The sequence below is a fragment of the Leptospira sp. WS58.C1 genome (assembly GCF_040833995.1).
Taxonomy (GTDB): domain Bacteria; phylum Spirochaetota; class Leptospiria; order Leptospirales; family Leptospiraceae; genus Leptospira_B; species Leptospira_B cinconiae.
Genome location: NZ_CP162137.1, coordinates 1223742 through 1247106 on the forward strand (window position 1 = coordinate 1223742; position 23365 = coordinate 1247106).

The 23365-nt window shown below is 41.7% G+C and carries 19 protein-coding genes; 10 read left to right on the forward strand and 9 right to left on the reverse strand.

Annotation, left to right across the window (positions count from 1 at the left end):
* Positions 1-44: 44 nt before the first annotated feature.
* From AB3N61_RS05585 to AB3N61_RS05610, 6 genes are all read right to left on the reverse strand, one after another.
* Positions 45-326, reverse strand: a complete 282-nt coding sequence (locus AB3N61_RS05585; RefSeq protein ID WP_367898690.1) for a hypothetical protein — start codon at positions 324-326, stop codon at positions 45-47.
* Between the two features lie 328 nt (positions 327-654).
* Positions 655-1293 carry an MXAN_6521/LA_1396 family lipoprotein gene (locus tag AB3N61_RS05590; protein WP_367898691.1) on the reverse strand — a complete coding sequence of 213 codons (639 nt, stop codon included), beginning with the start codon at positions 1291-1293 and terminating at the stop codon, positions 655-657.
* On the reverse strand, positions 1290-4202 hold the full coding sequence (locus AB3N61_RS05595; protein WP_367898692.1) for an efflux RND transporter permease subunit: 2913 nt from the start codon (positions 4200-4202) through the stop codon (positions 1290-1292). Before AB3N61_RS05595 ends, AB3N61_RS05590 begins: the two co-directional genes overlap by 4 nt.
* Positions 4202-4786 carry an ABC transporter substrate-binding protein gene (locus AB3N61_RS05600; RefSeq protein WP_412758392.1) on the reverse strand — a complete coding sequence of 195 codons (585 nt, stop codon included), beginning with the start codon at positions 4784-4786 and terminating at the stop codon, positions 4202-4204. Before AB3N61_RS05600 ends, AB3N61_RS05595 begins: the two co-directional genes overlap by 1 nt.
* A 120-nt stretch (positions 4787-4906) precedes the next feature.
* Entirely contained in the window at positions 4907-5719 is an 813-nt protein-coding gene (locus AB3N61_RS05605) for a hypothetical protein (RefSeq protein ID WP_020770922.1), read from the reverse strand.
* 179 nt (positions 5720-5898) lie between these two features.
* Entirely contained in the window at positions 5899-6531 is a 633-nt protein-coding gene (locus AB3N61_RS05610; RefSeq protein WP_367898693.1) for a TIGR04282 family arsenosugar biosynthesis glycosyltransferase, read from the reverse strand.
* A gap of 183 nt (positions 6532-6714) precedes the next feature.
* On the opposite strand from AB3N61_RS05610, the gene AB3N61_RS05615 reads away from it, so the two are divergent.
* Both AB3N61_RS05615 and AB3N61_RS05620 read left to right on the forward strand, forming a co-directional pair.
* A complete protein-coding gene (locus AB3N61_RS05615; protein ID WP_367898694.1) occupies positions 6715-6900 on the forward strand; it encodes a hypothetical protein in 186 nt (61 codons plus the stop codon).
* Positions 6897-8108 (forward strand): LIC_12337 family protein, encoded by a 1212-nt coding sequence (locus AB3N61_RS05620; RefSeq protein ID WP_367898695.1) that lies wholly within the window; start codon positions 6897-6899, stop codon positions 8106-8108. Before AB3N61_RS05615 ends, AB3N61_RS05620 begins: the two co-directional genes overlap by 4 nt.
* Positions 8109-8167: 59 nt before the next feature.
* Here the strand turns inward: AB3N61_RS05620 and AB3N61_RS05625 are convergent, their stop codons facing one another.
* The gene (locus tag AB3N61_RS05625) at positions 8168-9502 is read right to left on the reverse strand and encodes a sterol desaturase family protein (RefSeq protein ID WP_367898696.1); all 1335 of its coding nucleotides are present in this window, start codon (positions 9500-9502) and stop codon (positions 8168-8170) included.
* Between the two features lie 168 nt (positions 9503-9670).
* Here AB3N61_RS05625 and AB3N61_RS05630 point away from each other — a divergent pair, with 168 nt between their 5' ends.
* The 3 genes from AB3N61_RS05630 to AB3N61_RS05640 all read left to right on the forward strand — a co-directional run bounded on the left by AB3N61_RS05630 (position 9671) and on the right by AB3N61_RS05640 (position 12374).
* Complete coding sequence (locus AB3N61_RS05630) at positions 9671-10732, forward strand: saccharopine dehydrogenase family protein (protein ID WP_367898697.1); 1062 nt, start codon at positions 9671-9673, stop codon at positions 10730-10732.
* Between the two features lie 78 nt (positions 10733-10810).
* Entirely contained in the window at positions 10811-11467 is a 657-nt protein-coding gene (locus AB3N61_RS05635; RefSeq protein WP_367898698.1) for a hypothetical protein, read from the forward strand.
* A 1-nt stretch (position 11468) separates the two neighbouring features.
* Complete coding sequence (locus AB3N61_RS05640; RefSeq protein ID WP_020770900.1) at positions 11469-12374, forward strand: hypothetical protein; 906 nt, start codon at positions 11469-11471, stop codon at positions 12372-12374.
* Between the two features lie 244 nt (positions 12375-12618).
* Here AB3N61_RS05640 and AB3N61_RS05645 read toward each other — a convergent pair whose 3' ends face one another.
* Positions 12619-13056, reverse strand: a complete 438-nt coding sequence (locus AB3N61_RS05645; protein WP_367898699.1) for a PIN domain-containing protein — start codon at positions 13054-13056, stop codon at positions 12619-12621.
* A gap of 6 nt (positions 13057-13062) precedes the next feature.
* Positions 13063-13368, reverse strand: coding sequence for a type II toxin-antitoxin system Phd/YefM family antitoxin (locus tag AB3N61_RS05650; protein WP_367898700.1), 306 nt, complete (start codon positions 13366-13368; stop codon positions 13063-13065).
* 383 nt (positions 13369-13751) lie between these two features.
* Between AB3N61_RS05650 and AB3N61_RS05655 the strand changes: the two genes are divergently transcribed.
* The 5 genes from AB3N61_RS05655 (at position 13752) to AB3N61_RS05675 (ending at position 23346) form a co-directional block, all read left to right on the forward strand.
* The gene (locus AB3N61_RS05655; protein ID WP_020770929.1) at positions 13752-15176 is read left to right on the forward strand and encodes a circularly permuted type 2 ATP-grasp protein; all 1425 of its coding nucleotides are present in this window, start codon (positions 13752-13754) and stop codon (positions 15174-15176) included.
* 84 nt (positions 15177-15260) lie between these two features.
* Positions 15261-16205 (forward strand): alpha-E domain-containing protein, encoded by a 945-nt coding sequence (locus AB3N61_RS05660; RefSeq protein WP_020770913.1) that lies wholly within the window; start codon positions 15261-15263, stop codon positions 16203-16205.
* A gap of 2 nt (positions 16206-16207) precedes the next feature.
* Positions 16208-19495 (forward strand): DUF2126 domain-containing protein, encoded by a 3288-nt coding sequence (locus AB3N61_RS05665; RefSeq protein ID WP_367898701.1) that lies wholly within the window; start codon positions 16208-16210, stop codon positions 19493-19495.
* A gap of 111 nt (positions 19496-19606) precedes the next feature.
* Complete coding sequence (locus AB3N61_RS05670) at positions 19607-20923, forward strand: imelysin family protein (RefSeq protein ID WP_367898702.1); 1317 nt, start codon at positions 19607-19609, stop codon at positions 20921-20923.
* Positions 20923-23346, forward strand: coding sequence for a TonB-dependent receptor family protein (locus tag AB3N61_RS05675; RefSeq protein WP_367898703.1), 2424 nt, complete (start codon positions 20923-20925; stop codon positions 23344-23346). The genes AB3N61_RS05670 and AB3N61_RS05675 overlap by 1 nt, the downstream gene beginning before the upstream one ends.
* Positions 23347-23365 lie beyond the last annotated feature (19 nt).

The following is a 23365-nucleotide window of genomic DNA, read 5'->3' on the forward strand; positions in this document are numbered from 1 at the left end:
TTAGAATATTCTAAACCCCCGGTTCCGGGGGTTTTTTGTAATATTTACTTTTTATCAGAAAAGCTTACAGGAATTAGGTGGAATACTCCGAACACGAAAACCTGAGCGGCGTCCGAAATTTTGAATCCTCCTCTATCTCCTGCCCGGAAGGAATAGATCCCGACTTCCAAAATATGGATACTTAAGATCACCCAACCTAGAGTGAGCACGATCCAATCCAGACTTGGATGTAAATTTACGAGTTGTACGATTCCGCTCAATACTCCCAACCATAAAAGCCAAAATGCGGCAGTGGAAGCCTTGGATATATTATTCACTAGATTCATTCTTTTCCTCTCGAAAAAACGATTCCGAGTATAGCAATCGATACAGAGGATTTGGTCAAGAAGAAGTTTCTGGAGGAACTTTTAGGAACAATGTTCGTTATATACAAAAAGAAAATGAGTTCCTAAGACTTGCAGATTGTCCCTAACATGAACTTAGAATGAGAATTCCGGGTAAAAATCGGATATGAATTGGGAATATGAAGATATTATGATATAGGGGGCCAGGGGTTTCCCACGGGCCCTCCTCCGCCACCCAAAACTCGGGCGGGGGCCGACTTTTCCCCCAAAATGGCCCTGAATGCGGAATCCGATTTCCGATATCTATATTTTAAGAACCAGATTCTACTTCTATTTTTTCGTCTTGTTCCGCTTCGTTTAAAACCGGGCTTTCGATCTTATCCAACAGTAACTTTAGAATATCGTAATATGGTAAAACTTTAGGACCGACTGATGTTCCGAATTTTTTTTCATAACTGGTTCTAAGTGTGGTTTCTTCATCTCCTCCCATAAAATAAGAAGAAGAAGCATACCCTTCCCAGAGGATTTCCTTTGTGTCACATTTTTGAATTTGGGCTTCAATGGAAATTCTGATCCCTTCCGATGAAGGACCGAATATCGCAGGATTCAACCAAACGAAAAAAGACGGTGTGGTCCCTTTTAAGGTTTCTTCCAGTCTGAGTGTAAGAACTCCTTGTGATTTACCTATCGGAGATTTACAATTTTGGTTTTTGCTGGATGGGTCAGGATAAACGATAAATTCTTTATGGTGAGCCAATTCCTGTTCCGCCATGGATTTTACTAGAATTGCCTCGACCTGGTTTACCTTAGAGCTGGAATCTATCGCCACAGTTAGTCTTTTGAATTTGTCCAATGAAGGTTGGAAATTCGGGGAAATCCTAATTTGTTTTACGGCGCAATTTACAAAAGAAATAGAAATTAAGAATAGAAGAAGAAATTTAGATCTCATTTTTTCTTTCCGGTTTTCTTTTTGGAAGTTGTCTTTTTTTTGGCGGTTTTTTGGATCTTAGGCTTGGGAGAAAGTTCTTCCATTACGAATTCGGAAACTGTTTCCGGTTCATCTTCTTCGGGGCCTAAACCAAGAGGTACCGCTTCCGATTCTTCTTGTTTGCGACTTCTATAGGCCAATTCCAAAATTGCGGGGAGAAGTGTGAGTGCTATGAGCAAACACGCACCGATACCGATCGTTGCCACTTTCCCGATGGAATGTAGTCCTCTCTGGTCTGCAAGAAGTAGAGCGCTCCAACCCACCAAAGTGGTCAATGTTGATGCAATCACCGCAGGTCCAACCATTGCCATCGCTTTTACTATATCATGGTCTTCCCTAAATCTATAATATATATAGATCCCGTTCTGTATCCCGTATCCTATGATGACCGGGAACACTAAAACATTCATAAAATTTAATTTAAGGTCTATGATCGACATGACGCCTACGGTGACCAATATCCCTAATAAAAGAGGGATTAAAGAAAGTATCGCGGGTAAGAACGCCCTGTAGAATAGTATCAGAACGATGATTACCAATACCAAAGTGATGAAAAATGCGGTAATTCCTTCTCTTTTTACGATCAGAATAAGTTGAGCAAATAACATCAAACTTCCCGCCGTATCCGTTTGGAATTTGTAGGATCTGGCTTGGGCAATATCCTTATAAGGTCTATGCTCCAAGATGGTGTCCACGGTCCCAGGGAGGATCTTGATGGAGAGAAGTTTTTCCTTTGAATACGTATTCAAAGCGTTCAATAGAGTTTTAGTTTCCGAAGGAGAATAATTTTCTTTCACCGGATCGATTTCGGATTCTTTTAATGTCCCTGTGGAGTAAAGGATCGCATTTAATGTCCTTCTGGAAATTTTCGGGACTTCTAATCTTCCTACTGCTGCAAAGAACTCCAATAATTTTCCGCCATGCCATAAGGCTACTTTAGGATAGAGAAATAATAGATGTCCTTTTTCTTTGGAACTTGCCACTTCCTTGAATTGAGAGGAGAAGTAATCGGGTATAGCGGTATAATCGTAAGGTTTGACGGATAAGAATAATTTTGCTCTAGGCAAATATTTTCTCTGCTCCGGCTTTAAGAAAGAAGCTTTTACGGGCTTCATATCTTTTGCAAGTTGGTCCAAAACTTTACGGTTTTCTAATTGTTGAGAGTAAGGTGGGACAAAATTCCAGAGAGAAACCACCTGATCTACGGAGCCCGCAATCGATTCGGGGACTGGATTTAGATAATCGAATACTGCTTCCGATTCTTCTAAAGTTTTTACAACGATTGCCTGAGGATCCGAGGAAATATCGAAACGGTCCGCGATCTCATCATATAAGTTTACGGATTCTAAATTTTCTACTAAAAGGTTCCTTCCGTTCACGTCGAATTGTACTTTTGGGGCAAAAACCCCGAACAATAGTACTAAGACTAAAACGCAAATGGATAATATCCCAGGTCTAGAATAAAATTTCCTTAATAGACCGGAAGGAGTCTGTTGCGCCTCGTTTAATAGAAATGCCTTGGAAAGAGAAGGGAACCACTTTAAAAGTAATGCGATCTGTAGCGCAGTCACTCCGTACATCGCGATCGCGATCAGAACGATCCCATAAGTTGCGATAATTCCGAATTCGCTGAATCCCCTAAATTCCGAAAAGGAAAGGACCACGAACGCGGAAGTAGTGGTTAATGCGGAACTAAAGGAAGCAATCCCCGTATGATAGATCGTATCTTTGATCGCTCGTACGATATCCTGCTTTTTAGTAAATTCTTCCCTGAACCTGTATAAAAATTGGATCCCATAGTCGATCCCGAGCCCCATTAGGATTGAACCGATAATACTCGTGATACTGTTCAGCTGACCGATTACGAGCCCCGTTAGTCCGAATGTCATGAGTAATCCGCTGAGTAGAGAGAATAATAGGATCATTATAAAGATCGGATTACGGAAAAATAATAAAAGTAGAAGTCCTATTCCTAATAAAGAGGCGATCCCGATCGGTTTTAATGCTCTGACTAAGGTCTCGTAATCGTCTTGGTTGAGTTTATAAGCTCCCGTATAACCTGCGTAAATTCCTTCTTGTTCTATTCCTAGGGTTTTTACTAAACCTTGGACTTTTTTATCTATTTTTTCGAGGAACTCAATGTCTACGAAAGAACCGGTAGGTTTGATAAGAACGATGAGCATTCCCTTATCGGGGGAAATATTATATTCGTCGAATATATCTCTTTTGGCCAGTTTTTGATATTTGGAAATAATATCGGTGAAGTCCGGATTATATTCTTCGTCGGTAAGCTTGATGAAGAACGGATTTGCCTTTTCTATCTCTTCGTCGATCTTTCTTTTTACTCTTTTGCGGATCTCCTTTAGATCTTCCGTTTTTAGGAATAAAGGAAGCCTGTCCTGCAAAAAGGAAACATTATATCGATACGAAACATAACGCACCAGTTCTTTGTCCTTTAAAACTTCCTTTGCAAGTTTGTCGGATGCTTTTTTGAGCGCGATTTCTTTGGCTTTATAATAGGCGATGTTCTTACGTTTTGCTTCGTCAGCCAGTTCCAATTCTTTCTTTTGGGTTTCAGGATCACCGTTACGTTTGGCTTGGAATGCCTTTGTAAGATGTTCCGTCATTCCCTTGTCGTCTTGGAATTTGAGAGCTACGGTATAAAAACCGCTTCCCCCGATCATTTCGATCACACGTTTTGTTTGGACAACGGAAGGGTTATCGGAAGGAAGAAGTTGTAGGTTATCGCTGTTTATCGAAAGCCTAGTGGCTAAAAGTGCGGAGATAACCAGGAAAAAAAATAGGATAGCGGAAGAAGCGGCCGGTTTGGTCAAAACCAACTCGGTCGCTTTAGATAGAAATTTTCTCATCAGTTCTTAGCTGCTTTTTGTATAAGGGCAATCGTACCCTTGATCCCGTTTTTTTTGATAGACGGTTCTATGTTTTTAGTACGATTGATATCGGTGGCGAGTTTACCTTCTGTCTCGAAATCGCTTATATACCAAGTGCCTTCATATTCGGAAAGGATCCAAGCGAACTTGATCTGATCGGAACCTTTGTAAAGAATAGAAGAACCGATCCTTGATTGTTTACCGTTTAGGGTAGGTTTGTCGTAAGTAATATCTATCTTATCAAAATATTTTAATGCGATAGGGAATGCCTTGTTTACTATGTATTCGGAGATTGCCTCTTCGAACTCTTTTCTTTCCAATGCGGAAATTTTATGATCTCCGATGAGTTTTTCGGAAAATTTCCCGACATGCACCAATGCCAACGCCTTGTCGTTCTTTTTATAACGAATAAAGCCTATTAATTTTTTAACGGCGGATAACGTCTGCTCTTCCGCCGAAACTTCCGGCGGAGTATTTTGGGGCTCGTTAGCGGTTTGAGTATCCTGGGCATGAATAAAACCCGAGGAAAGTAAACAAAATAATAAAATTTGAAATAGTTTCACAGATATTACCTAAGGAAGGATCGATCCCGGAATTTTACAATCAGGTAAAAATAGACTGCATGCTGGCCGGATAAATTTACAGTAATGGAAGTGGAACGCGTAAGTCAACGGAAATTAGACTTAATTCGGGCGGAGAAAATCGTATGCTTGGCTTCCGCAAGAAAACGATAAAACTTTCGGTGTTAGGCAACTTAAGATGAGAGGATGTTTCGCTTTATATTGTTCCACTAAAATTTGGGTAGTATGTTCCTTCGCAAGGTTTGCCGCCCAATCATGATAGGTTACGGGTATTCCGGGTAAAACCGTGCTAAGACTTCTATGACTGTCGGAGGAATCCTTGTTTAGGCATGCATGGGTTGCAAATGAATAATGACCATGAAGACCTGCTTCCGCATCGAAACAATCTCCAGCTTCCTCGGTATGTTCAATGATCGGCAGAAGATTAAAATAACCTGTTTGGATCTCTTTCATACTTAAAAAAATCCAAGGATGTTCTATGGGAGCAAGTATACTCACCATCGGATAATTCTCCGCCCAATTGGAGTGCGAATAAAAATCCTGAGCGATATGTAATGCCATCCCTAATTTAATTAATCCTGTGATATGATTGGATTCTCTGTAGGAGTCGTCCTTTAGCGTCCTAAAACGATCGGCACATCCGAGAATATTATCATTATCACAATGATACGCGTCATTGTTCATAAAAGCGGCATCGGCCCTTAGATTTCCTTGAACGATCAGTTCCATACAATCCGCTCTTAGGTCCCAATCCGTTATATTCGCAAATTCTAAAAACGCTTCCTGTGTGATGCTGGTATGGGTATGCGGGCCTTTCTTCCCGAAAGCTCTCAAGGGAGCAAAAGAAGACAGGAAATAAGCGAAAATTCCAAGCGCCAAAAATTTCAGAAAAACAAAGTTAGTTTTGCTGCTCATATATGTAATCAAGCAATTACATATATGAGACCCCGGATTTTTTATAAGTAATCAAATAATTACAATATGAGGAAGAAAAAGTCACATTTTGATCCGGACTTAGGTCGAGACCGAAGTCTATAGACTGTATTCTATTTATTTAATGTATAGGGTATAAGTTATTTCGAGCGACTATTGGATCAGGGACCGCTCTTTTTCCAGTCCAAGATCCCTTTGGATTCGAAATATTCCAAATCTTGGACTTCGTCCAGATCGGAAAGGACGGGAAGAAGTCCCACCTGTTTTCTGGCCCATTGCAGTTTTTCCAAACTTCTCGCAAAGACGGTCTCTGTACTCCATTCTATACCGTGAAAAAGTTCGGGAGTATCCGCTTTCAGTCCTACCAAATAATAACCTCCGTCTTTTGCCGGGCCTAAGACCACATCCTTATGATCTAAAATATGAAAAGCTTCCTTTAGATGTAGAAGGTCCAGTTCCGGACAATCGCTTCCGATGAGTAATGCCGGGCCGGAACCGTTCTGGAAACAATATAAGAATGAATTTCTCATCTTTTCCCCCAGATCTTTTCCTTCTTGTTTACGGATAAGCAATGGTGAATGTCCCCAACTTCCGAGATCGGATGGATTGGGAAGATAAGAATCGAACCAAAGAACTTTGGGAACGTCTAGGTCTTTGCAAGCGGATCTGGTTTTTTCAACCAAGGCCTGATATACTTCCAGAGCTGCTTCTTCTCCAATATTCTTTGCCAAGCGTGTTTTCACTTTTCCCGGGATTGGGTTTTTCAGAAATATATTCAAGATGGGTCCTTTCATTTTTGACTCCGGGAAGTTATAATCTTAAGGCATCTATTCCTTGGGGGATGTTTTTTCCAAGGATTTACCGAAATAAAGCTATCCTTGAACACTCGGAAGAAATAATTAGAACAAGCTCTTTAAATACAAGCTATATGAAAAAAATAAAGTCTCAAATGTTCATTATTTTATAAGGAGATATTTATGATCTTAAATCTAAAAAGAGGGATTCTGCTTATTAGCTTAGGGATCATCCTGATAGGATTAGTCGGGACTGCCTGTGCTCCGGGAGGAAAAGACCCTTTCATCCCTCTCTTCAATTTCGGATACCAATTGGAAAAAAGTAAAACCGGATTTTTTATCATCGTTCCAAGAGGAATTGCACAGTGAAATTACATAATCGTCGTTTTATACTTCCTAAAGTCGTTTTGGCTTTATTGGTTTTTTTCGGGATCACTGCAGGTTTTAAATTTAACTCCGGGGCCAAGAAGGAAAAAAATCATATTCCGTTTTCTTTAAATGTTTCTCTACTTCGACCGTTGCATGCAACTGCGGACCAATGGGGTTTTGTAAGAGGATCTGCGACCTGGGCTCGTGGGAACTCTCTCTTTATGGATGATGTGATTGGTTCCATTCAGTCAAATCCAGGGATTGTTTTTCTTGCAAGCCAGCCTGGCGGACTTGTGCAGGATAATTTTTCCACAACTTCCGGGACAGACTTTACGATCTCTATCAAGTTGGGAGGATCATTTACTGCTTCTTCCACTGCGTATACCGGTTCAAAAACTTTCTCCAATTATTTGGAATTGAGAAACGAGGGAACGACGGGGACTGCAGATATCGCGTTACAATTCTATTGGGATGATAATCCTAGGGATTCTAGCCAAGACGGAGCTCTTGTGAGATACCGTTTGCAAATGTTAAATCCTTCACAAGACGGAGGATCATCTGCCGATATCGAAAGTTATGTATATTCTCCGGATGTAACAGCCGGCGGTTTTTATGATACTGCAGGATTTCCGAACCAGGGACTTGTCCAAGTATATTCGTGGGACAATAAGCTCGCTAACGATACAGAGATAGGAAATAATGCAACAAAAGGAAGAGTGATCCTGGAAGAAATGGACAATCGTACAGTATTCTGCTTCAAGACCGTGGTTAGAATTCTGGGAGCTGCAAACTTGGTTCCAGATTTTTATCCGAATGAAGGATTCTGTAATAATGCTTCTGCTGATAACGAATATTATAAATTAGCTTACAGCCAAAAACTTACAGGTAATCTGGAAGTTACCGCAAAGTCCGGATGGGAAGAACCTGCTTCGGATCTGACTCCTGGAGACGGAAGCCTTTGTGGGACTCCTGTCTCTTTGAATTACGGGCTATTTAATATGAATGGTTTCGTTAATGATTTTGTTGATTCTTCGGATATTCCTTCCAATTACGTCCAGGCTACTCGTGTAGATGGCCTTTATGCAAGGATTGGAACCTCCGGTAAGTCCGGAAATTCAGGAGATGATAAGGGAGTTCTTTGGGACGATTTAAGAAAGTCTACCATTGACGCTTTGGATATAGTATTCGAAAATTCTCCCGCTTTATAAGAGCATCTATCTGTTTCAACTTACCAAAAACCCCCGGTCCTCGGGGGTTTTTTTATTGTTCAAGCGGCTTTGCTTTGGATCTCTTTTGCCGGATCTATATCCTTCCATTCTGCAAAAACATGTCTTTGGGAAAGAAACCAGGCAAGGGAAATTGCGCCCAATCCTGCCACGATAAACGCTGTTCCGGTGGAAAATCCTAAAAGAAAAGCGGTTCCTACTAAAAGTGTGATCCGGACCGGTTCCAGATACAGGGTCCAACGTTTTAGATCTAAGATCCCTCCTACAGTCGTTAAGGAGAATAAACTGAAGAAGAAGATCAGATATAATAAACCTGTCGGAATGGAATTCACTTTTACGAGCATGGAGAATGTCCCGACTAATGTGAGAACGAACCAAGTCACCGCGTATACCGTTAAACCTTTGGAAACGGATACATCATATTTTTTGAATGTTTTTTCGTTCACTTCAGGGATAGGATATTGCCCTCCTAGATCCTGAGGTCTCCATCCTGGCACTGCTAAGAATGTTTTGATCTTATCGGACCAACGACGGCTTTGTTTTGCCTGCTCCCACATTTCTACCCAATAATGAACATTCGCCCATAATGGATTGAAACTGCGAAGAGGTTTGACGGTTCCGTAAACGGGAGTTTCTTCTTCTGCTTGGAATGTCCCGAACCATTTATCAAAAACGATCAATGTCCCGCCATGGTTCCTGTCGATATACTTAGGATTGATACCATGATGGACCCTATGATGGGAAGGTGTATTGAATACCGCTTCGAACCATTTCGGGAATTTATCGATCGCCTTTGTGTGGATCCAGAATTGATAGATCAAATTTAATTGTCCGTTCAGGACCATCACAATCGGAGAAAATCCTATGATCGCTAGAGGAATATAGAAGATCCAGGTAAATAATCCGTGAAAGCTTGCCTGACGTAATGCCACCGTCAGATTGTATTCTTCGCTTTGGTGGTGAACCACATGTCCGGCCCAAAGGAAATTGACCTCATGACTCAATCGGTGCAGCCAATAATATGCCATATCGTAAAGAACGAAGCAGCTAATCCAAACTGCTATAACGATTGTCCAAGCCCAAGTAGAAGCGGAAAGACCCAGCACTTCGGAAGAAGGCATCCAAGAAACTGGTTCGCTTGGCCAAGAAGGAAGATTGAATATTCTCCAATTTTCATAAACCCAAAGATATGCGAAAAATGTGAACGTCTTAAAAATGATCCCGAAAATTTGGCTAGCGATCCCAGCGCTAAGATCGTTGATAGAATCGTTCAGACGATACAGTTTTCTTTTATGATACCAGGAGAATGCGAGCTCTAACCCGATCAGCAAAAAGAAAAACGGAATTGCGATTGTGATAAGATTTATTTTTTCCATAATACAAGCCGGTAGCCTCTATCATTCTTCGTTCCGTAACAAGGTCAATCCAAAACTAAAACGGACTCCAAAACGGAAATTTTTTACCTATCAATTGTGTGAAAAAAACTAACTCGTTCAAGGTATGCAGGTTGACGTAATTTGGAACGATGTCTTAGTTCCTACCGTATGGTAAAATCAAAGTGGATGATTTATGGAGCGAACGGTTACACAGGAGAACTGATCGCAAGAAGAGCGGTGTCCCGAGGTTTAAAACCTGTACTTGCTGGAAGAAACCGAAACAAAATAGAAGAGCTGGCAAACGAACTGCGTTTAGAATATAGAATTTTCGATTTAAATGATCCGAACGAGATCGGCTCCAATATCCAAGGATTCCAACTGGTTCTACATTGTGCGGGGCCCTTCGTCCAAACTTCCGTTCCGATGGCAAAGGCATGTATTTCGAAAAAAGTCCATTATTTGGATATTACCGGAGAAATTCCCGTTTACGAATCTCTGCAAACCTTAGGGGAAGAAGCAGAGAAAGCAGGAGTTCTTCTTTTACCCGGTGTAGGTTTTGATATTGTTCCTACCGATTGTCTGGCTGCTTCTCTAAAAAAATCACTTTCAAAACCTAAGTATTTGGAACTTGCATTTGTGGGCTTAAGCGAGGTTTCTCCGGGCACAATGAAAAGTGCACTCGCACAATTGCCTTACGGTTCCAAGATCAGAAAGGACGGAAAAATGGTTGGAGTTCCTCATCTGAGTAGAACTAGAGAAGTAACCGCAGGCGGGAAAACCTATAAAGTGTACGGGATCCCTTGGGGAGATGTATTTACGGCGTATATTTCTACAGGTATCCCGAATATTGATGTGTACACGGATATTCCTTCCGGTCAAGTGAATGCGTTACGCTATTTTAAACCGATTATTTCTTTATTAAAAATTCCTTTCGTATTAAGGGGAGTCCAGGCCTTGGTAGGAAAAACGATCAAAGGCCCTGGAGAAAGGACAAGGACCCTGGTCAAAACGACTGTCTGGGGAGAAGTTCGATCCGAAGATGGAAAAAAATCCACCAAAGTTTTGGAATGTAAAGAAGGTTACGAATTCACAGTGGAATCATCTCTAGCAGCGGTTTCCAAGGTTCTTTCCGGAAAAGGGGGAAAAGGATTTAAGACCCCGAGTCTTGCATTCGGTTCCGAATTCGTTTTGGAAATTCCCGGGTCAAAATGGAAAGATATTTCTAATTGAACGGAGGTCCCTTTCTTTCGGTTTGGAATTTATTCTTTACATTCTTCTCCATACTTTTAGATTACAAAGCTATAAACCATGTCTTATTTTCTTAGGTTTGTATTATCTTTTTTTCTAATATTTCTTTGCACTTGTGTTTCCATCAAGGTGCATATTCCTAAAACGCTTTCCGGAGCTCATGAGATCCAAGAACATTGGATGGAGGTGAAATCCGGCGCACCTGATTACGATTCCAAAGATCCGGATTTCGAGGTGGAATTCCCGAGCGAGGATGCCGATCGTTTCGTATATTTCGAAGATGGGTTCACTTCTTGGACCGGTCGGGGAAAAGATTACGCCAATGTGTACGGACCGATCTCGAAACTGATCCGAAAAGAGTTGAACGACCATAAGGAAGAATATCCGGGAAAACATAAGATTGTCATTCAAAAGTTCAGATTAGAATCGGTAGATCATTGCAGTTACAACCAAGTGAATGTCGAGATGGAAGCGGAAATCGTTTCTTCCGGAAAAACATGGCATTACCAATATAAGGATGGGATAGAATCCAGAGTTACGGATTGTATGGCCACACTTGCAACCATTCCGATCCTCCTTGGATGGATCATCCACCTTCCATACATAGGGCATCGAGGGAGCAGAGAGGATCAACTCAACCAAATGGGAAGAGTGGCCCTTCTGGATTTTCTGGATGAGATCAAAAAACATTCTCCGAATAAAAAAGGGATTAAGTAAGATGAAACGGAAAATTCTAATATTCTTACTTCTCTGTTCGGTTTTTCAATCCTGCTATTATTCCACCGAAAAAAGATACACCGTCGCTCAACCGTACGATCCGAATGACCAACTGTATTTTGATGAAAAGGATCCGCAATTTGAAGAAGGAGAACCCTATTCAGTATTAGATTTTATAGGAAGTTGGATTTGGATCGAAAGTTTACTCGGAAAACTCATGATCTGGGATCGAAGGATCCAGAATCACAAGATATCTTTTGAAACGAAAAAATATCTGATGGATTATATCCGCGATAATAACCTGAAAGATGTTAAGATACGTTTTAATCAATACGCTCCTTGGGACGATTTAAGGAGGCTTTGGCATTCTAAATCTGTAAATCCACTTTTAAAATGGACCATAGGTGTGTTCGCTTACTTAGTGAATGACGTACTTTTGGTCGGTCGTATTTTTGGCGGCGACCATTATAATCCGTACTCTAATACGATTCATATCTATTCGGATATTCCTGCCGTAGTGATACACGAAGGCGGTCACTCAAAAGATTTTGCCCAAAGAGAATATCGTTCTTTATACGCATTAGGTTATGCCGTCCCGATCCTGGGAGCCTTCTACCCGGAAGCGAGAGCGTCGGATGATGCAATCCGATATTTCAGATATCGTTGTGATAAAACCGAAGAAATGACCGCATATCGCACATTGTATCCGGCTTACGGATCTTACGTGGGGGGCGGTGTATCCGATCTAATTCCAAGTTCTCCTTATGCACTTTTATATACGTATTCCATTCTCGCAGTAGCGGCCAGCACCGGGCATGTCGTCGGTTATGTTCGTGAAAAACAAGTCGAGAAGGAATGGATCCCGAAAGAATGTATGATTGCAGCAGAGTTGGAGAAGAAGAAGTAGGGGGGCTGAGAACGCGTGTAAGGTTTCCGTCTTGCTAGTCATTTCGGAGTGCTTAGTTGCTGCCCCGTTGACCTTGATTCTGGTCGATGCGTGAATGTCTCAACAAACCCTGTAAAATTTTGCCATTGTATTATCTATACACATCACTGGAGGTCAGCTTGCCCTCGACCCAGACCGCATTTAGGCTCCGCCATCACTTACGATGGGCCATAGTGAGTATATACGGTAGTCACCTAACTCCTAGTTAGACGATGTGCGGTTTTAAACCGAATTTTCCAGCAACTTCGTTTACTCTATTATCAAAACTATGAAATACAAAATTTGAAGAATGCATAGCATCTCTTAGAAAGATTGCAGTAGCGACATGAATACCATCTAAAGATCTACAATCGGCAATTTCTTTCTTTAATTCTAGAATGGATTGAATACTCTCATCAATTTTCATTAAATAGCATTCGGAAAGTAGTCCTTTGAGTTGTTTTTCATGTTTAGAGAGCCATTGTGATGAAAGAAATTTCTTTTGATTTTTAAAAAATCGTCTGAGTACGATAGTAGCTTCAATTAGAGTTAAAATTGAACTTACTTTTTCACTAGGAGCATTCCATATTTTTACGGCTTTATCATGAAAATGGTCACCTAAGATTATAGAAAGAATAATACTAGTTTCAATATAGTAGACCATACTAAATTAAAATTTATCTTCCTTTGATTCTTGGTAGATAGCCCACCAATCTACTTGTTTTTTTTCATTCGATTTCAGTTTAGTTAATTTATTGATTAGCGTAGATTTACGTTTTGCTGGAATTAATTTTCCTTCAGAAGTAAGTTTATTTAATACTTCTTGTATCTTATTGTTGGAATTTTCTTTTTCAGGGAATTTTAGTTCAGCTACAACTTTGTTGTGTTCAGTAATCAGAACATTTTCTCCATTTTTAACTAGTTCAATATATTGGCTAAGGTGGGACTTTAGTTCTCGGATTCCAACTGATATCATGAATAAATTGTGACTACTATGACTACTTTCGTCAAGTGATAATAAATCGAAAAATCATTCTACTTTTTTTGCAATTTTCCTTTTCTGCTCATGTATATCTTTACCTCTTTTGGAGCTTAAAAGGTGTCCGGGGTTAGGTGACTAGGCAATACTCGCGTGTCGGGATAATCCCGAAAACCACTCCACATTTGCTATGGCTGATTTATTGGATTTTCGGATCAAAATTGGATTTCTTTCAGAACACTTGGATTATTATTTTATTAAAATGTTTAGTAATTAGGCATTGATAAATAATCAGTATAAAAAATAAGCGATTAATTTAATTTCTGCTTGTTTATTAGGGGCAAAATTAGTCTCCTTCAGAAAGATGGGGGGAGAATTCTATGCTCCTGACTAATTACCAAACGGATTCCTTTTACGACGAAATGTTCTCTGAAGAGGGAGGGATCCGACAGAGTTATCATATCTTAAAATCCAGGATCGAAGGCATGGATGATAAGGAATTATTGAAGCGAAAAGCTTCCGCAGAGAAGGCGCTTCTTTCCTTAGGCATCACCTTTAATGTTTATGGAGACGAGGAAGAGGAAGAAAGGATTATGCCTTTCGACATCATTCCTCGGATCGTAACTTCTTTCGAATGGAAAAAAATGGAAGAAGGTCTCAAACAAAGGATCCGCGCCTTAAATCTTTTCATCCAAGATATATATGGAGACGAGAAGATCATAAAGGATGGAGTGATCCCTGCCGAGATCGTTTATAGCAGTTCCGGTTATTTAAAAGAATGTAAAGGAATCAAACCTCCGAAAGGAATTTGGATCCATATTACCGGAACCGATCTTGTGAGAGACGGGGATGGGCAGATGTTAGTCCTTGAGGATAATTTACGTTGTCCCTCCGGTGTTTCTTATGTATTAGAAAATCGTGAAGTAATGAAAAAGACCTTCCCGGAACTTTTTGCGAGTCTTTCGGTAAGGCCGATCTACGATTATCCCATCCGACTTCGCGGGATGTTGGAAAATCTTTCCGACAAATCGAATCCGAATATTGGGGTCCTCACTCCGGGAATATATAATTCCGCCTATTACGAACATAGTTTTCTTGCGTCTCGTATGGGAGTTCCTTTGGTGGAAGGTACGGATCTCACGGTAAGAGATGATAAATTGTATATGAGGACCACTAAAGGTTTGAGACAAGTGGATGTTCTATACAGAAGAATAGACGATACATTTATGGATCCTAAAACTTTCCGTAAGGATTCTCTCTTGGGCGTTCCCGGTATATTCGAAGTGTTTAAAAAAGGAAATGTGGCGCTTGCCAACGCTCCCGGCACGGGAGTCGCCGACGATAAGGTAATCTATTCCTATGTTCCTGATTTTATTAAGTATTATCTTGGAGAAGAACCTATTATTCCTAACGTTCCTACGTATTTATGTTCTAGAGAGAAGGACCTGAAATATGTTTGCGAGAATATCGGAAATCTTGTCGTGAAGGCGGCTAACGGAGCAGGCGGATACGGAATGATCATCGGCCCGGTAGCCAGCGAATCGGAAAAAGAGGAATTTGTGGCAAAAGTTAAAGCCGACCCTCGAAATTATATCGCTCAGCCGGTTTTGAGTTTGTCCAGGATCCCGACATTGATCGAAGATAAGTTGGAAGGAAGACATGTGGATCTAAGACCTTTTATCTTATATGGAGAAGAGATCTATGTGATGCCGGGCGGATTGACAAGGGTTGCATTGCGAAGAGGTTCCTTGGTTGTGAATTCTTCCCAAGGTGGCGGCTCGAAAGATACTTGGGTGATGGGTTAATATCAAAAAAAGATCAAGAACTGGCAATAAGGGGATAACCCAAGCGGAACCGAAAAAACATCACAAAACTAGAGAGGTTTCCTAATGCTAAGCCGAGTCGCTGAATCCGTATACTGGATGAATCGTTATATGGAGAGGGCTGAGAATTATTCACGTTTTTTGGATGTGAATTTTCAACTTTCCTTGGATCTAAACGAGGACTCCAATAGGCAATGGATGCCTTTGGTGTATACCACCGGAGACAATGAATTATTTTCTAGAAAGTATAATATTCCAAGTAAAGAAAATGTGATCCACTTCATGAGTTTGGATATAGAAAATCCGAACTCGATCATGAATTGTTTGATCCGTGCCAGAGAGAACGCAAGGACCGTCCGGGAAAATATTTCCACTCCGATGTGGGAAGTGATCAACGAATTTTATCTTACCATCAAATCCAAAAGAAAATTTGAAGAATCCGATATGCCCGGAATTGCGGAATTTTTTAAGGCGATCCGAAACCAATGTTTATTATTCTATGGTTGCCAAGAAGCTACAATCTCTCACGACGAGGTTTGGCATTTCGCTTTACTCGGAAGATTGTTGGAAAGGGCGGATAAAACTACTCGTATCCTGGATATGAAATATTTTATTCTTCTTCCTTCTAGGGAAGAAGTCGGATCCACCTTGGATCTGATCCAGTGGCTTTCTCTTTTGAAATCAGCGAGCGCTCATGAGATGTTCAATCGTATTTACACTAGGATCACACCCAAAAATATAGCGGAGTTTTTGATCTTGGATAAAATTTTCCCGAGAGCGATCCGGTTCTGTCTTTCCAAAACGTTCGACAGTCTTAAAATTTTAAGCGGCACCGAAAGGGACAGTTACGCCGACGAGGCGGAGAAAAGGGTAGGAGTTCTTCTTTCCGAGATGAACTACGCCTCCATCGACGAAATTTTTTCGTCCGGGATGCATGAATATTTAGACCAATTGCAAGTGAGATTGAACGGTATTGCGGCACAATTGGACGAGACCTATTTTAGGAATTGATCATGTCCTTATTAGTCTCTCTCACCCATGAAACTTCTTACGAATACGATAGGCCTGTCGCGTTATCTCCTCATATCATTCGATTGAGGCCGGCTCCTCACTCTAGGACCAGGATCGTTTCTTATTCTCTTTCGGTAGAACCTTCCGAACAATTTTTGAACTGGCAGCAGGATCCTTTCGGAAATTACCAAGCAAGATTGGTATTTCCGAAAAAGACTGAAAAATTAAAAATACTCGTGGATCTAGTTGCGGAGATCCAAGTCATCAATCCGTTTGATTTTTTCCTGGAACCTGACGCAGAAGAGACTCCGTTTATTTATTCGGATGCATTGAGAAAGGAACTTCTTCCTTACTTGAGCGCTACGGATGGAAGTAATGCACTCGCCAATTATATTTCAAGTTTAAGAAAAGACGGAATTCTAAGACCAAAGCGCACCGTGGACTTTTTGGTGGGTCTCAACCAAAGAGTATATCAGGATGTTTCTTATGTGATCAGAATGGAACCCGGTGTGCAGACTTGCACGGAAACCTTGGAGAGAAGATCCGGTTCTTGTAGGGACTCCGCATTTTTATTGGTCCAGATTCTAAGACATATCGGTCTGGCGTCTAGATTCGTTTCCGGTTATCTGATCCAGCTGAAACCGGATGAAGTTTCGATCCATGGACCTTCTGGTGCTAAGGAAGATTTTACCGACCTTCATGCATGGGCAGAGGTGTTCCTACCGGGGGCCGGCTGGGTGGGGCTGGACCCAACTTCCGGTCTATTTGCGGGAGAAGGTCATATTCCTTTGGCCGCCGTTCCGGAACCGGGAAGTGCATCTCCCGTATTCGGATATTCCGATCCTGCGGAGTCCAAGTTCGGATTCAGGATGGAAGTTAAACGGTTCCAGGAATCTCCTAGGGTTACTAAACCGTATACGGATCCTACTTGGGAAAGAATGTTAAAATTAGGGAAGGATCTGGATGCTAGATGCAAAAAAAATGATATTCGTATCTCTATCGGTGGGGAACCCACTTTTATTTCCGACACTTCCAGACAGGATCCTCAATGGAATACTCTTGCTATCGGAAAAGAAAAACTAGAGTTAGGTGAAACACTTCTTTCCAGGCTTCGTAAAAAATTTTCGCCCGGTTCTTTGGTCCAGGTTACCCAAGGGAAATGGTATCCTGGAGAGCCTCTTCCTCGTTGGTCAATGAACGTTTTTTGGAGAAAGGACGGGGAGGCTTTATGGAAAAATCAAGGATTACTATCTTCTTCCTCCGAGAAAGAAAAACAGGATTTAGACAAGGACTTAAGATCATCCGAAAAACTAGGGGAAGAAATCTGTAAAACTTTGGGAGTTTCTCCCAAACATATAGTTCCTTTATTCGAGGATGGTTTTTATTATTTATGGAAGGAAGGCCAACTTCCCGAATGGAAGGACCCGAAAGGAGAGGATTTTAATTCGGAGGATTTTTCTTTCGAGGCTTTGGAAAGAAAAAAGGTCCTTTCCTTGGTGGATAGAGACTTCAAGCTGAAAAAAGCGATCGCTATTCCATTACAATTTAATTATGCAAAATCGGAATGGGAAAGTTCCGAATGGGAATACAAAAGAGAAAGATTGTATCTGATCCCTGGAGACAGCCCTGCGGGTTTTAGACTGCCGTTTTCTTCCATCTCGGAAAATTTCAGGCCGAGTGCCGTTCTTACGGATCTATCCAAGGGTAAAAAATTACGCTCCCGCAAGGATCTGGATTCCATTGGACCAAAAAGATCTTCTAAAGAACCTAAATTTTTTCCGAAAGGTAAAGATCTTCCTATCAGAACGACATTGGTGATAGAACCGAGACTTGGTTCTATTCATGTATTTCTACCTCCAGTGGAAGGTTTAGAACCTTGGTTGGATCTGATCTCTTCCTTGGAATTCGCTTCCGAAAAGGCCGGGGTTCAGATCGTCTTGGAAGGTTATGAACCTCCTTCGGATGCAAGGTTGTGCCTGTTTCGGATAACGCCGGATCCGGGTGTTTTGGAAGTGAATTTACATCCTTCTTCTAATTTCCAGGAGCTGGAAGAAAAGACTCGCATCTTATATGAAGAAGCGAAGGAAGTAGGTTTAAGCGCGGAAAAATTCCTGGTCGATGGAAGACATACCGGAACGGGGGGAGGCAATCATATCACAGTGGGCGCTATGTCCCCGGAAGACAGCCCTTTTCTCCGAAGACCGGACCTTCTTCGCAGTTTGGTGAGCTATTGGCAGCATCATCCTTCTCTTTCTTATCTTTTTTCAGGATTGTTTATCGGTCCTACATCCCAGGCTCCACGATTGGACGAGGGTAGGGACGAAATATTATACGAATATGAATTAGCTTCTTCTCAATTAGATAAATTTAAAGAACCGAAGCCTTGGCTGGTGGACCGGCTTTTCCGGAATTTGCTTGTGGATCTAACCGGGAATACTCATAGAGCAGAGATCTCAATCGATAAATTGTATCCACCTTCGGGGCCGCGATTGGGCCTTGTGGAGTTACGGGGATTCGAGATGCCTCCTCATTACAAGATGAGCGTTGTGCAACAACTCCTGGTTTTATCCTTACTCTGTAGATTTTGGGAAAAACCTTATGTGCAATCCCCTATTCACTGGGGAACGGAACTACATGATCGTTTTCTCCTTCCTCATTTTGTTTGGAACGATTTTAAGGACGTTTTGAGAGATTTAAAAGAGCATGGATTTAGATTCCAAGAAGAGGAGTTCCTTCCTTTTTTCGAATTCCGTTTTCCCGTGTATGGTAAAACCCAAAGAGAAGAGGTATTTTTGGAACTTAGGATGGCATTGGAACCTTGGAATGTTTTAGGAGAAGAATCTTCTTCTTTTGGGACTTCTCGTTCCGTGGACTCGGCATTAGAAAGATTACAAGTAAAGGTGGAAGGTTGGAGTGATCGTTATCTTCTCAGTTGTAACGGTTACGAGGTCCCCCTAAAAGGGACAGGCAGAAAGGGAGAAGGAGTTTCCGGAATTCGTTTCAAAGCATGGAATCCCATATTCACTTTGCATCCGAATCTTCCCGTTCATACTCCTTTGGTGTTTGACGTTTGGGATACCTGGTCTTCTCGACCTTTAGGCGGTTGTCGTTATTATGTTTCTCATCCGGGCGGAAGAGCTTACGATACGTTCCCGGTGAATTCGTATGAAGCGGAGTCGCGTAGGATCTCCAGATTTTTAGCGGATGGTCATTCTGCTTTAGATGGTTCTGCACCGAAACGACTGAAGAATACGAACGGGTATACAATGGATCTTCGTTGGATCGAATAAGATAAGATATATCAATTCCGGTTTGTGAGAACAAATCTCAAAAACAGTTGCCGCCAGTCCTGGGGAATTAATTCTGATTCTCAAGACAAAGAGCCCAGTTTCGAGGGGACTATGCGACAAAATTCTAGTAAAAGCGAACAATTCGGCAGGTTTTTCCGGACGAAAAATCTGATCCTTAGGCTATGGATCTTTCTAAGTATCTCGGTACTTTCTATTCTTATTTCTTGTTCTCATAAAAACTCCGCATCCACTGCAGCGAATACGAATGGATATTTCTATCAGATGTTCAATTCATTCGATCCTAGATCTCTTTTGCAGAATTTAGGAAATAATATCATTCCTCCACTTTTTGTGAATTTAGAAGCGAGTAGATTGGCGCTTGTAAATGCAACTAACACGTTTGCTTTGACTTCTTGTTCGAGTGGAAATCTGAGCGTAGTGCAGGCTGCTTGGATCGCACATAAATCCGATCTGAAAAAAGTGGAACCGTTCCGCTTCGGAACTACTCTAGCGTATTTTTCCAGGATGGATCCTTTCCTGATCAATTATCTAACCTTGTCTCCACCTAGTAGCATTAGTACTGTCGATTTAACCTCAGGCTTAGATCAATTAGATTCATTTACAGTTGGGGATCTTTCGGATGCTCAACTAACTATAGGGCAAATGAAAAACCTTGAGAAGGGCATTAGCGCGATCGAATATCTTCTTTTTAGCAGGCCCGCGCCGAACAGAGGAACTGCTCCGACTTGCGCGGATTTTCCTGATGTTAATCCATATCCGTATCCTAGAGCCTTTCTTCTGCAAGCCTTAGTTTTAGAATATAGCGGGCATGTACAGAATGTGACGGCTGCCTGGGACGAGAACGGTTCCAATCCCCTTGGAACACAGCTTGCGACTGCAGGTAGCGGAACTTCCAGCGCCTTTCCCAGTTCGGGAGCTGCGTTAGACGCTGTTTTTGCAGGAGCAGTCCAACTTCTTACAACTATGAAAGATGGAAAACTGGAAATTCCTGCCGGACTTTCCGGCGGAGGAAACGGTTCTTCTTCCAAGCCGGATCGGGCAGAGTCCAGATTTTCGGGGCAATCTTTCCAGAATTTGATAGATAATTTAAGCATTTTTAAAGCGATCTATACTGGGAACGGAACGGGTGCGGGACTTGGAGATTATGTAAAGTTCTATAGTCCTAAATTGGATGAGGAAATTAAGGAAGAGATCGCTGAATTAGAAGAACATCTGGGGGATATAACTCCTTCCCTCTCTCCTTCCGATCCATCCGGCGCTTGGGGAAGTTCTAATACCGCGAATTTTATCGCGATCAAAGCCTGTATCAAAGAATTAGATGAACTATTAATAATTTTGAATACTGAATTAGCCGCATTAACAGGCTCGAGTCCGGTTTCCGGTGGACCAGGAGGGGACGGAGATTAATGTTAATAAAACGATTCCGTTCTTTTCTTATTTTATGTATTTTCATTTTTTCTAATTCTCTCCTTTTCTCCCAGCCGAGCGGAAATGCCGGAACGAACGGACCTTACACTTCGGAGCTCGAAAAAGAGGATGGTCCCAAAAAAGAAACATCCAAACAAGAGGAGACTCTTGCGGAAAAAAAAAGGAGATTTTTGGAAAGCGGTCAGATCAATGTGATCGGTTCGAAGGACGATGATATCAAAAAAATCCCGGGTTCTGCGAATGTGATCGGTAAAAAGATATTAAAAGAAACAAATCCGGTCGATTCAATGGAAGCCCTACGCAGGGTTCCGGGCGCCACCATCCGCTACCAAGATGCAGCGGGTCTTACTCCGAATATCGCGTTCAGGGGAGTGAGTAACGAAGAATCTAGAAAAACTCTCATCTTAGAGGACGGAGTATTTACTTCATTAAGTCCTTATGGGCAACCTGAAAGTTATTTTGTTCCTCATATTGATCGAATGGAAAGAGTAGAAGTTGTGAAAGGTTCCGGCTCTATTCTTTTTGGACCGACCACTTTAGGCGGTATCGTCAATTATGTGACCCGTAAACCTCCGGAAAAACCTACGTTTAGTGCCAAAGTGATCGGCGGAACAAACGGTTATGCGTCTAGTCTTTTGCAGTACGGTGGGACCAACCAAACTACGAATACAGGTTACGATATTTCGTATATGCGTAATCAAGGGAACGGTTTTCGGGATTACCAAGGTTTTAAAGTAAACGATCTGAACTTGAAGTTGATCCAGAAGTTAGGAGAGAAGGATTCCATTTTTCTAAAATACCAATCCTATCACCAAGAGGCGCAATCCACTTATTTGGGACTGACCCAAGGATTGTATTGGAAAAACCCTAGGATCAATCCCGCTCGTTACGACCAAAAGTCGATCGAAAGGCAAGCTGCGGTTATCGGTCACGATCATACGTTTAATGAAAATTGGAAAATGATCACAAGAGCCTATTGGAGCAATGTGGGTTTCTTGTTTCGTCAGCAATCCTATTCTTATAATAATATGACCGAATTCGGTTTTCCTGCAAGACCACCCGAGAATGCGTTCGGTGTGTATGCGCCCGATATTATTGGGAACCAGCCTGGAGACGTGATTTACATGTTAAATTCCACTCCGAATAGACATTCTTTCTTTAAGACGGGAGGTCTGGAGACTAAAATAGAAGGTAAATTTAATACGTTCGGTTTGGACCATGAGATCGCTTTCGGTGCGAGAATGCATTACGAATCCGTAAATGCTGCAAATAACGTATTTCCTTATCCTACTCTTACAAAAGGGCTTACCACACAAAGGCAAAATCGGAATGCAAGAGCTTATGCTTTGTATGTACAAGATTCTATTAAGGTCACCGACAAGTTCAAGGTGATCCCCGGAGTTCGTTACGAACATATCTTCCAAGGTGTATATACTCATCGGAGACTTGCAACTGCGGATGATGTGACCAAGGGATATGCGAATACTGTGGGCCAATCCATTTTAGTGAATGATGCAAACGAGACTTATACAAAGGTGGTTCTTCCCGGAATCGGTCTCACATTCGATATTACGGAGAGATTTATTTGGTTTGCGGGAGCTCACACAGCGTTTTCTCCGCCTACATTCTCTACGGTACAAAACCCCGCATTAGGTTTAGGTTATAAACTCAGTGCCGAAAGATCCAATAACTACGAAACAGGTTTTAGGGGAAACATCACCCGTTACTTCTATACTCAGATCAGCACGTATGCATTATATTTTTCGAATCAAATCGTAAATACGAATGAAGCGGGCTCCGGACTCGGGGCCGTCCCGGTTAATGCGGGGAGATCCGTAAACAGGGGTGTGGAAAGTAACTTCGTTTTTGACTTCGGGAAATTCGCCGAGTCGAGATGGGAAATTCCTCTTGAATTTACTTATTCTTATACGAAGGCAATCTCAACCACTTACGTTCCTGTAGGAACAGTGCAGAATGCGGATGGTACTGTGAGTATCACTAACCAACCGCTGTATGAGATCAATTCGACAGGAAATTTGATCAAGGTGAACACGAACGGGAATTATCTGCCATACGTTCCTATGAATGTTTTTATAGGAGCAATCGGAGTCAAAAACCCTTCCGGATTTTACGCAAGAGTGGAATACCAATATTTTGATAAACAATATTCCGATCTCCAGAATACGAAAAACCAAAGTACGGACGGGAGCCAAGGGGTGGTTCCGGCATACGGGATTTGGAATGCTGATTTCGGATACGAAGCTCCCGGAGGAAGATGGTCCGTTTTCGTAAACGGAAAAAATTTAGAAGATCGAGTGTATATTTCCGGAAGACTTCCTGTGGGGATCCAACAAGGGCCATATAGACAAATCAATATCGGAGCTACTTTAAAGCTGGATTAAAATCCGACGGGGGGTGAAA

Bases quoted from the DNA above. Each gene is read 5' to 3' on its own strand.
- AB3N61_RS05595 (WP_367898692.1), bottom strand. From the start codon at position 4,202: ATGAGAAAATTTCTATCTAAAGCGACCGAGTTGGTTTTGACCAAACCG.
- AB3N61_RS05645 (WP_367898699.1), bottom strand. From the start codon at position 13,056: ATGGTCTACTATATTGAAACTAGTATTATTCTTTCTATAATCTTAGGT.
- AB3N61_RS05655 (WP_020770929.1), top strand. From the start codon at position 13,752: ATGCTCCTGACTAATTACCAAACGGATTCCTTTTACGACGAAATGTTC.
- AB3N61_RS05615 (WP_367898694.1), top strand. From the start codon at position 6,715: ATGATCTTAAATCTAAAAAGAGGGATTCTGCTTATTAGCTTAGGGATC.
- AB3N61_RS05625 (WP_367898696.1), bottom strand. From the start codon at position 9,502: ATGGAAAAAATAAATCTTATCACAATCGCAATTCCGTTTTTCTTTTTG.
- AB3N61_RS05660 (WP_020770913.1), top strand. From the start codon at position 15,261: ATGCTAAGCCGAGTCGCTGAATCCGTATACTGGATGAATCGTTATATG.
- AB3N61_RS05585 (WP_367898690.1), bottom strand. From the start codon at position 326: ATGAATCTAGTGAATAATATATCCAAGGCTTCCACTGCCGCATTTTGG.
- AB3N61_RS05670 (WP_367898702.1), top strand. From the start codon at position 19,607: ATGCGACAAAATTCTAGTAAAAGCGAACAATTCGGCAGGTTTTTCCGG.
- AB3N61_RS05605 (WP_020770922.1), bottom strand. From the start codon at position 5,719: ATGAGCAGCAAAACTAACTTTGTTTTTCTGAAATTTTTGGCGCTTGGA.
- AB3N61_RS05610 (WP_367898693.1), bottom strand. From the start codon at position 6,531: ATGAAAGGACCCATCTTGAATATATTTCTGAAAAACCCAATCCCGGGA.
- AB3N61_RS05590 (WP_367898691.1), bottom strand. From the start codon at position 1,293: ATGAGATCTAAATTTCTTCTTCTATTCTTAATTTCTATTTCTTTTGTA.
- AB3N61_RS05640 (WP_020770900.1), top strand. From the start codon at position 11,469: ATGAAACGGAAAATTCTAATATTCTTACTTCTCTGTTCGGTTTTTCAA.
- AB3N61_RS05675 (WP_367898703.1), top strand. From the start codon at position 20,923: ATGTTAATAAAACGATTCCGTTCTTTTCTTATTTTATGTATTTTCATT.
- AB3N61_RS05630 (WP_367898697.1), top strand. From the start codon at position 9,671: ATGGTAAAATCAAAGTGGATGATTTATGGAGCGAACGGTTACACAGGA.
- AB3N61_RS05665 (WP_367898701.1), top strand. From the start codon at position 16,208: ATGTCCTTATTAGTCTCTCTCACCCATGAAACTTCTTACGAATACGAT.
- AB3N61_RS05650 (WP_367898700.1), bottom strand. From the start codon at position 13,368: ATGATATCAGTTGGAATCCGAGAACTAAAGTCCCACCTTAGCCAATAT.
- AB3N61_RS05635 (WP_367898698.1), top strand. From the start codon at position 10,811: ATGTCTTATTTTCTTAGGTTTGTATTATCTTTTTTTCTAATATTTCTT.